Source organism: Streptomyces alkaliphilus (assembly GCF_014141535.1).
Taxonomy (GTDB): domain Bacteria; phylum Actinomycetota; class Actinomycetes; order Streptomycetales; family Streptomycetaceae; genus Streptomyces; species Streptomyces alkaliphilus.
Genome location: NZ_VKHT01000135.1, coordinates 1 through 7,902 on the forward strand (window position 1 = coordinate 1; position 7,902 = coordinate 7,902).

Here is a 7,902-nt window from a genome sequence, read left to right on the forward strand (position 1 = left end):
GCCCCCACCCGAGGCCGCCCTCTCCGGCCGGGTGGAAATCGAGCGAGTCGACGCCCTGGCTCCGCCGGCCCCGGGACACATCACCCCACCTCGCGAAGTTCACGACCTCACCCCAGTACAGGGAGCCCTTCCCGAACCGGTTGAGCCCGGGAGACATGACAGGGGGCCGGCGCGCCCGCGTCCTCCGGGGCGTACTCACCCCCTCAGTAGGCACCGTGGATGTGGGGGCGGCGGTTCTTCCCCGCTGCCGGCCGGGGCCGGCAGCGGGGCCGCGAGGACGTCTACTTCCGGTTGTCGGCGTCTCCCCCCGGGTCCTTGGCGTTGATGAGGGGGATACCCACCGTCTCGTGGCCGGTCAGACAGAGCACCAGACCGATGACGCGGGAGAGCACGGGCAGCCACGCCTCGACCCGCTCAAGAGTGAGCTTCTCGCGGAGGCGCTGCACGGCACGTCGGACCGGCCTGCTCGACTCGTCCGCCGGTGTTCCGTGCGCCTGCGGGTCGTGCGTCGAGGTGACTGTAGTGCTCATGACATTCCTTGCTGCTCATGTGTGCGACAACACGCGGTGAATGGATGAGCAGACTCTGCGCCGGCGGGGAGTTAGCCGCGCAAGTCCGCCGGTCACCACCGATTGCGCCCCCGGTGGCGGGGCGGAATCACACCGCACGGGCAGCCGATTCGAGTTCTCACGGTCCGACGGCCGTCCGCTGCACGACCCCGGGCCATGTGGTGCCCGCTCCTCTTATCCACCACCTCTGAGCTGCGGGGTTACCGGCATCACATCCCGAACCCGGGAGTGGGGCGCCTTCGGGGCCCGGGGTTCACGCGCTCTCTCGTTCCGACTCGGCCTCCGCCGGCGACCGTGGGCCGCCGGCCCCACCGTGCAGGGCGCCCTACAGGTGCGCGTCCAAGACGCGCAACCCGAGCGATCGGTCGATCCCGCTTCCCCGTGGCGAGCGTTCATGCTCGGAAGACCGCTGCCGCCTCGGGGGCAATGTCCCCGGCATCGTCGATTCCCGGGGCGATCGTGGCGGATACCGCGTCATGCGGGCGTGACCGAACCGAGCTTGTGCACGACGGCTTCGGCATGCCGGTCCGACAAAGAAGCGCCGGTGGGCGGAAGAGCGGAGATACGGAGTCGGCTCTCCGACGCTCCAAGGAAACGCGTCAGGGGCCCGGTGTCAACTGACACACCGAGCCCCTGACCTGTGTCGGGGTGGCGGGATTTGAACCCACGACCTCTTCGTCCCGAACGCGATGAGGCTCCTTTGCCACCTAGCTACGGAGACACTGACTTGCCCGCCAGGGTCCCGCACCATCCACCACCGTCCAAGTTGATCCCAGTCCGGTTGCTTCGTTTGGCCCCCCGTTTGGCCCCCTCCACGGTCAGAGGGGCCAAATCATCTAGCAGACAGGTCACCATTCCAGACCGTCGGCATACGCCTGCGACCACAATCGGCATGGATCTGATGATTCCCTATCAAGGAGAATTGATTTTAGATGCCAGGGAGTGCCAATCAGCCACGGATTGCCCCGAGAGGTACAGGTAGGCGCGATCTCTTTGGATGAGATCCACAAGCTCACTTCCTGTTGGGAGACCAGCAGCCACCAATAGGCGCAAAGCAAGAATTGATTTCATGATCCGAAGAATACCGACGAGACAGGATACATCATGCTCTACGCCATGACTAGTTTTATAGCCATGGCTCAACGCATTGCGAACCGCGGAGCTGACCAGGGCCCAATTCTCGGTATTATTGAGGAAGTACCATCGGCAAAATTCTTCTCCGAGGCCTTTCGCCAACTCCTCCAGTCTTTCCCTTAGCGGACGCTCAACAAATTTTACGGCCGAGCGAACCCTTTCGCGCTCTCTTCGATTTAGACCCTGAGATCCCTTAAGGGAGTTCCAGACTTTCTCGGCGAAGGGGAAACTGTCCGGCTCGCCATGTAGATTCCGATGGAGGGCTTCTGCCGCATTAACACATTCCACAACTTGCACTTGCAGGAAACCTATGTTGTCGCTCGGCTCGGCGGTGACTACAGGCACAATATTTTGCCTAGCCATGCTGATCCATCCGCCAATGAATGACTTTACGTCCACTTGATCGGGAGTAAATGTCACCTGACCGAGAGAGTCATTATCCCCCCTGCTGACCAGTCCAGGGTCAACCTCAACGGGAAAGGTGGGCCGATATGCACCATCAACCGGCTGTAGCTTCAGATTGAAACACTCAGCAGGCTCGTGAGTGATTATTGAGATAAGAGCACGAAGCGGCATCATAATCTCGTCTTCGAGTTGAGATAGCGTGAACTCCTCCTCTCTATCAACTCGAACCACGGGCCACCTGCTCGAGAAATGTGAATGAGGACTTGATTTCTCCATCCCGCTGACACCGATTCTTACCACCCACCCGTCCTCGCACTCGGCGACCGTTCGCTCTTCAGGAAGAGAGTCACTGTCTGCCCTAATTCTCGGGTGGGTCACTGGCCACCATTTACCCAGACCAGTCACTTCAAAGATTCCCGATTTGTAGGTTGTACGCTCTGGGAACGCACCGCCCGAGATCAAGCTTTCTCCTGTCCAAATCTGGGAATGTTGGTCATCTGCGTCACTCTGTTCTTCTGCTGGCACGTCAAAGCGTTGCCCTGGCCCTTTAGATTCCCTAAGGTAAGCATACCGAAGAGTATATCTTCGCCCTAGACAACTTCCATAGATTGTCGCAGGTGAAACAAGAGTGAGACCACCTGACCGTGAGCTATGATCAGGCAGCCTGCCAACAAGGTTCAATTGCCAATTCTTTTCATTACGCGAAAGAGTGCCAGAGACCCGCTTACTCGGGTCTGCCTCTGTCCACCAGACCCCGCTACGCGCTTCCATTTTCATCACCGGCCGAGAGATTGAATTGAGGAATCTGTCACCGCATTGTGCGACTCATCCACACATCGGAAGAAAAATTTGATTTTCATTCTGAGCTGGAACGGTCGATTGAGATAGTCACATATTCTGGAGTCATCCCCATACCTGATTTTCATCTCAGCAGTAAGTCCTCAACTGGTCATGATAAGTACCTGACCAAGTCGCTCTCATGCGCCACCCATGGCTCCGAGTGTGAAGCGCGCTTCCACATGACGCATCAGTGAGCCGTGGTGTTGTCATTTCCGTCTGCGGGGTTTGCCACGAGTCGGCTCGTGAACCCGGCGTCACGCAGGCGCTCGTACGCTGTGGTCACGCCTTCTGGCACGGACTGCTCCATCATGAATCCCTGTTGCGGATAGATCATGAGCCGCTGCTGTGCACCGGTCAACATGTCGATAACCAAGCGCGCGTCCCCGATTGAGTCAACGTAGGCGGTTAGGGTCATGGGTGTGGAGGTGCTGACCCACTCAACTTCGGGCCACAGCTTGCGGGCGGTTGCGTAGGCCCGTCGTTCCTCGTACGGCTTACTGACCAAGAGGATGGACGAGACAGGGATCCGGTGTTCTTCGAGTAGTGCGCGAGAGAAGCGGATGTTCTCTCCCGTGTTCCGGGCCCGTGGCTCAACAAGGATGGCCTCGGCCGGTACGCCCAGTTCCATCGCCCGCTCGCGGTAGTGCTCGGCCTCGCCCCGCGGCATGCGTTCCTGTGTGGTGCGGCTGGTCGCCCCGGTGAAGACAACCAGCGGCATCATGCCTTGGTGGTATAGATCAGCGGCTGTCTCCGCGACTCCGAGGTCATGACTACCGAGTCCAATCGCGACAGAGCACGGGCGCGGGTCGTGGCCCATCTGCTGGAAGTCCCAGAGTCGCTGGGCATCAGCCCAGGTCTGTGCTGAGATCACTTGCTCTCGCCCTCCGCTTTCGCCGAGTCGGGGACCTTGAAGTCGTACGTCCAGGAGAAGCGCGTCGCCGCGTGAACGCCGATCGCGAACTCCACCACGGTCCCGTCGGCCGTGTACGTCGTCCGATGCAACTCCACCACCCATTCGCCGGGCGCGAGCTGGAGCAGCTGGACTTCGTCCGCCGTGGGGATGCGAGCGAACAGTGTCTCCTGCATGTGGTCGATCTCGTATCCCGCGTCGTACAGGACACGGAAGCCGCCACCCCGGCCAGCAGGTCCCGGCGTCGGGTCGACGATGCGCGTCCCTTCCACATGCTCGGGACGGTAGTAGCTGGTCAGGGTGTGTGTTGGCTGTGCGCCCTCCTTGACCACGCGCGCCCGCGCGTAGACCTCCGCGCCTTCCGGTAGGCCGTGCGCCCGGGCGACGATGGCCGGTGCCGGTACACGGCTGACGGTCTGGGTCTGTTCGTTCCTCTTGTACGTACGCCCGGACGCCACGCGGTCCGCGATGAAGGCCACCTCATCGCCGTCCCGCCACTTGGCTTTGTCGTACCGCGCGATGCCGAGTCGCTTGAGCGGGGTCTGCTCACGGACGACCGTGCCGTGTCCGCGCGAGGACGTGACCAGCCCTTCGGCTTCCAGCGCCTTGTAGGCCGCGTGGACCGTGGACTTCGAGCCTTCGCCCGCTTCCACCAGCTCCCTGATCTGCGGCAACTGGGCGCCGGGCGCGTACTCGCCCTTCCTGATCTGTTCGGCCAGTCGGTCCGCGAGTTCTCGCCACTTGGGCGCCATGCGGCACTCCTTTCGACATCGACCAGTGAAACACAGTCCCAGGACTGTTGACAGTCTCGGGACTGCGGTGCATGGTTATCCCGAGTCGCCCGCAGTCCTAGGACTGCAAGGGAGATTCGCTCGGATGGGCCTTCTTTGAGCTGCCTTCCTGACGGCGGGGGGCTCTCGTCTCGCTGACGAGACGGCCCGCGTTACCGAGCACTCGGTGCCCGGAGGCGTCCCGTGAAACGGCGCTGAAGGAAGCACTCGACCTTTGACAACTCCATGGGGATCACGCCGCCTTTCCTCGGCCAAGTAGGCGGCCACGCGGACCCACATCACGTGGGCCCGGGTGACGTACAGCGCGACTTCAACTCTCCGCAGCTCGAAGCTGCGGCCGGTTGCCTCCTCCGCCCGTCTCGCACGGGCGGGGCCGAGGGGAGCCGGAGTACACGGCTTCAACCACCACGGCGCGCGGCCCCGGTGTCCTACCACCGGGGCCGCAGTAGGGCCGTTCCACCGTGAAGGGAAGCACGACCCATGAAGGACATTGTTGCCGGTCATGTGGCACTCACAGCCACGGACCATCTGGAACTCGCCTTGGGGATCGACCTTGAGTTGTTCCTCGGTGTCCCCGATGAGAACGAGATCGAGCGGGCGGCCCGGCTGGACGCGGCCCGGGACATGCTCGCCGATGACCCCGGCCTGTACGCCCGCGCGCTGCGGGCTGTCGCGTCGCATCTGCCGGAGACCTCCGAGGTGCCGGTTGCCGTCCCGTTCGTGGCGGGGGTGGCGGCGTGAAGCTGCAGGCGTTGATGAGCAACAGCGGCGGGGCGTGGAAGGTGTTCGTGCCCCTGCTGGGCAGCGTCGCCGACTGGCCCGAGCACCGGTGGCCCGCAGGCGGGCCGATCCCGACCCCGGCCGCGCGCCTCGAGGTACTGGCTGACCTGGGCTACGAACCGCTGCCGGGTGCCGCGTGGCGGTGGGAGGAGTGCCCGGCCGCTTCGGCGGAGCCGGACGACCCGAGCGCGCCCGTGGACCTGATCGCCGCCGTCGAGCTGCGCGAGCGCGGTGGGGAGGTGGCGGCGTGAACGCGGTGAAGTCGGTCCTGCTGTGGGGCACGCTGCTGGCCCTGGTGTGGGTCTTCCCCTCGCTGGCCGCCGCCGTCATCGGCGTGGCCGGTGCACTGGCCGTACTGGCGGCCGGTCAGCCGGTCCTGCTGTCCTTTGCCCTCGGGCTGGCCGCCGGTACCCGCTGGACCCGTCGGATGCGGGGGTGGGCGGCATGACCCGCTCGACTGCGGACCGCATGATCGTGATCGGTGCGGCGGTGGTGATCGTGGCCCTGACCGGGGCGGCGTTCTGGCTGTCCTACGCCCACCTGGCCGAGATCGCCGAGGAACACGGCCTGTCCGGCGCCCGCGCCTGGGCCTGGCCCGCGACCCTGGATCTGGGCATCATCGCGGGCGAGCTGCTGATGCTGCGCGCCGCGATCCAACGGCGTACCGACTGGTGGGCCATCGCGTTGACGGTGGCCGGGGCCGGTGGCTCCATCGTCCTGAACGTCTGGGGCGTGGGCGCCAACGCCGAAGCACTGGACTACGTGGTGGCCGCCGTACCGCCGTCAGCCGCGCTGCTGGCCTTCGGCGTCATGATGCGCCAGGTACACCGCTGGCTCGCCCACACCGACACCGGTACGACCGTGCCGGTGACCGTCGTGCCGGTGGCGCCCAAGCGCGAACCGGTGGTGCCCGCCGATGCCAGGATGCTGCCCCTGGTGGCCGCCGAACCGGACATCGAGGTGACCATCGACCGCGTCCCGGCAGTGCCGGTCGAGCACCCGGCGCCGGTCGACCACCGGCCGCGCCCGATGCCGACCACTTTGCCGCCGGCCCCCGTGTCCCGGCCAGTCGAGATAACCGCCTCGGTACCCGCCGAGACTCCCCGGCAGGTGGTCACCGAAGTGGTGGCCCTGACCCCCACCGAACTGCGACGACGGGCCCGTTCCCTGCACCGCCGGGCGGTCACCGAGACCGGACGGCCGGTGACCATCGAGCGCCTGCGCACCGAACTTCACCTCTCGCGCCGGGACGCTGCCGCCCTGCGGCGCGAGGTGGTCACCGACACCGAGCAGGAGGGCGAGCAGCGATGACCACGAACCTGCCCGCCCACCGCCACACCCACCCGAAGGGCCCTCGCCCGTCCGTGCCCAACTGTCCGTTCTGCGCCATCGTGGCGGGCCGCGCGCCCGCCACGGTGATGCGCACCTGGTCCGACGCGATCGCGATCGTTCCCCTGAACCCCGTCACCCCCGGCCACTGGCTGGTCATCCCCCGCACGCACGTCCCGGACGCCGCCACCGACCCAGGGGTGTCGGCGGCCGTCATGCGGCGCGCAGCCGAGGTCATCGCCCACACCGGGGATGACTGCAACCTCATCACCAGCATCGGGGCTCCGGCCACGCAGACGGTGTTTCACCTGCACCTGCACATCGTGCCCCGCGCCACCGGCGACGGCCTGCCGCTGCCCTGGACCCCTCAGCAGGCCACCGGTACCGAAATGACCGCCCGGTGAGTCGGGCGTATGCGGATGTCCTGGATCCCGAGGGGGTCCGGCACGGCATCCCGACCTATCCGTGGCGGGCCGCTCCGGATGGCCTGGCGACCCGTCGCCAGTTGCGGGCGGCCGGGTTGCGCCCGGGTGGTCAGGAACCGGTGGCGCAGGTGATGCGCCTGCGTCGCCGGGGCCGGGCCCCGCTGGTCGGCTATCTCTACGCCGTTGAGCGCGCCAAGCCGGTCCGGCCCATGACACCGGGCCGGGCCGAGGCACTGGCCAAGGCGATGGAAGCACGCCGGACCTGTCCGGCCTGCGGGCGGGTCGCTGACTACAGCATTCCCACCTCGCTCGGCATGTGTGTGCCGTGCGCCTCCCCCACCGAGTTGGCCGCGTGAAGCGGCCGGTGAATGCCCTGTGGGGCGGCTGGAAGCTTCCCGGCATCGGCCGCCCCACAGGGTCCCACTCCGTTCGAGTCAAACCCGAAGGAAGGGTGTGTTCATCATGACCGACACCACCACGGCCGTGAACGGGACCGCGCCGCCGGTTCCCCCGGCGGCCATCACCTTGGCCAAGCCCACCGATGCCACCGCACCCACGATCCCGCTTCCCGTGCCGCCGCCGGTGCCGGGGGTGGTGCCCGAGACGTTCCGCCCCACCGAGGAGGCCGCTTCGGTCGTCCCGGCCGCCGAGGAGGAGATTGGGGGGAGTGGTGCTCGTCCGGTGGATCCGCCCGGTCTGGTCGGGTCGGGGGTGCGGGG

10 protein-coding genes and 1 pseudogene are annotated in these 7,902 nt (G+C 65.7%); 7 read left to right on the top strand and 4 right to left on the bottom strand.

Annotated elements, in window-relative coordinates:
• Positions 1-281 precede the first annotated feature (281 nt).
• The 4 genes from FNQ90_RS07060 to FNQ90_RS07075 form a co-directional block, all read right to left on the bottom strand.
• A complete protein-coding gene (locus FNQ90_RS07060; protein ID WP_182605484.1) occupies positions 282-530 on the bottom strand; it encodes a hypothetical protein in 249 nt (82 codons plus the stop codon).
• A 951-nt stretch (positions 531-1,481) separates the two neighbouring features.
• On the bottom strand, positions 1,482-2,885 hold the full coding sequence (locus FNQ90_RS07065; protein ID WP_323379820.1) for a HEPN domain-containing protein: 1,404 nt from the start codon (positions 2,883-2,885) through the stop codon (positions 1,482-1,484).
• Positions 2,886-3,135: 250 nt separating this feature from the next.
• Positions 3,136-3,819 (bottom strand): YdcF family protein, encoded by a 684-nt coding sequence (locus tag FNQ90_RS07070; protein WP_182605488.1) that lies wholly within the window; start codon positions 3,817-3,819, stop codon positions 3,136-3,138.
• Positions 3,816-4,610 carry a GntR family transcriptional regulator gene (locus tag FNQ90_RS07075; RefSeq protein WP_182605490.1) on the bottom strand — a complete coding sequence of 265 codons (795 nt, stop codon included), beginning with the start codon at positions 4,608-4,610 and terminating at the stop codon, positions 3,816-3,818. Before FNQ90_RS07075 ends, FNQ90_RS07070 begins: the two co-directional genes overlap by 4 nt.
• A gap of 519 nt (positions 4,611-5,129) precedes the next feature.
• On the opposite strand from FNQ90_RS07075, the gene FNQ90_RS07080 reads away from it, so the two are divergent.
• The 7 genes and pseudogenes from FNQ90_RS07080 to FNQ90_RS07110 form a co-directional block, all read left to right on the top strand.
• Complete coding sequence (locus FNQ90_RS07080) at positions 5,130-5,390, top strand: hypothetical protein (protein WP_182605492.1); 261 nt, start codon at positions 5,130-5,132, stop codon at positions 5,388-5,390.
• A complete protein-coding gene (locus FNQ90_RS07085) occupies positions 5,387-5,680 on the top strand; it encodes a DUF6303 family protein (RefSeq protein ID WP_323379819.1) in 294 nt (97 codons plus the stop codon). The genes FNQ90_RS07080 and FNQ90_RS07085 overlap by 4 nt, the downstream gene beginning before the upstream one ends.
• The gene (locus FNQ90_RS07090) at positions 5,677-5,877 is read left to right on the top strand and encodes a hypothetical protein (protein ID WP_228470933.1); all 201 of its coding nucleotides are present in this window, start codon (positions 5,677-5,679) and stop codon (positions 5,875-5,877) included. Before FNQ90_RS07085 ends, FNQ90_RS07090 begins: the two co-directional genes overlap by 4 nt.
• Positions 5,874-6,740, top strand: coding sequence for a DUF2637 domain-containing protein (locus FNQ90_RS07095; RefSeq protein WP_182605493.1), 867 nt, complete (start codon positions 5,874-5,876; stop codon positions 6,738-6,740). Before FNQ90_RS07090 ends, FNQ90_RS07095 begins: the two co-directional genes overlap by 4 nt.
• Positions 6,737-7,162 (top strand): HIT family protein, encoded by a 426-nt coding sequence (locus FNQ90_RS07100; protein WP_182605495.1) that lies wholly within the window; start codon positions 6,737-6,739, stop codon positions 7,160-7,162. The genes FNQ90_RS07095 and FNQ90_RS07100 overlap by 4 nt, the downstream gene beginning before the upstream one ends.
• A complete protein-coding gene (locus FNQ90_RS07105) occupies positions 7,159-7,539 on the top strand; it encodes an RRQRL motif-containing zinc-binding protein (protein ID WP_182605496.1) in 381 nt (126 codons plus the stop codon). Before FNQ90_RS07100 ends, FNQ90_RS07105 begins: the two co-directional genes overlap by 4 nt.
• Before the next feature lie 106 nt (positions 7,540-7,645).
• Positions 7,646-7,902 (top strand): annotated as a pseudogene (locus FNQ90_RS07110) (hypothetical protein); the annotation flags it as partial.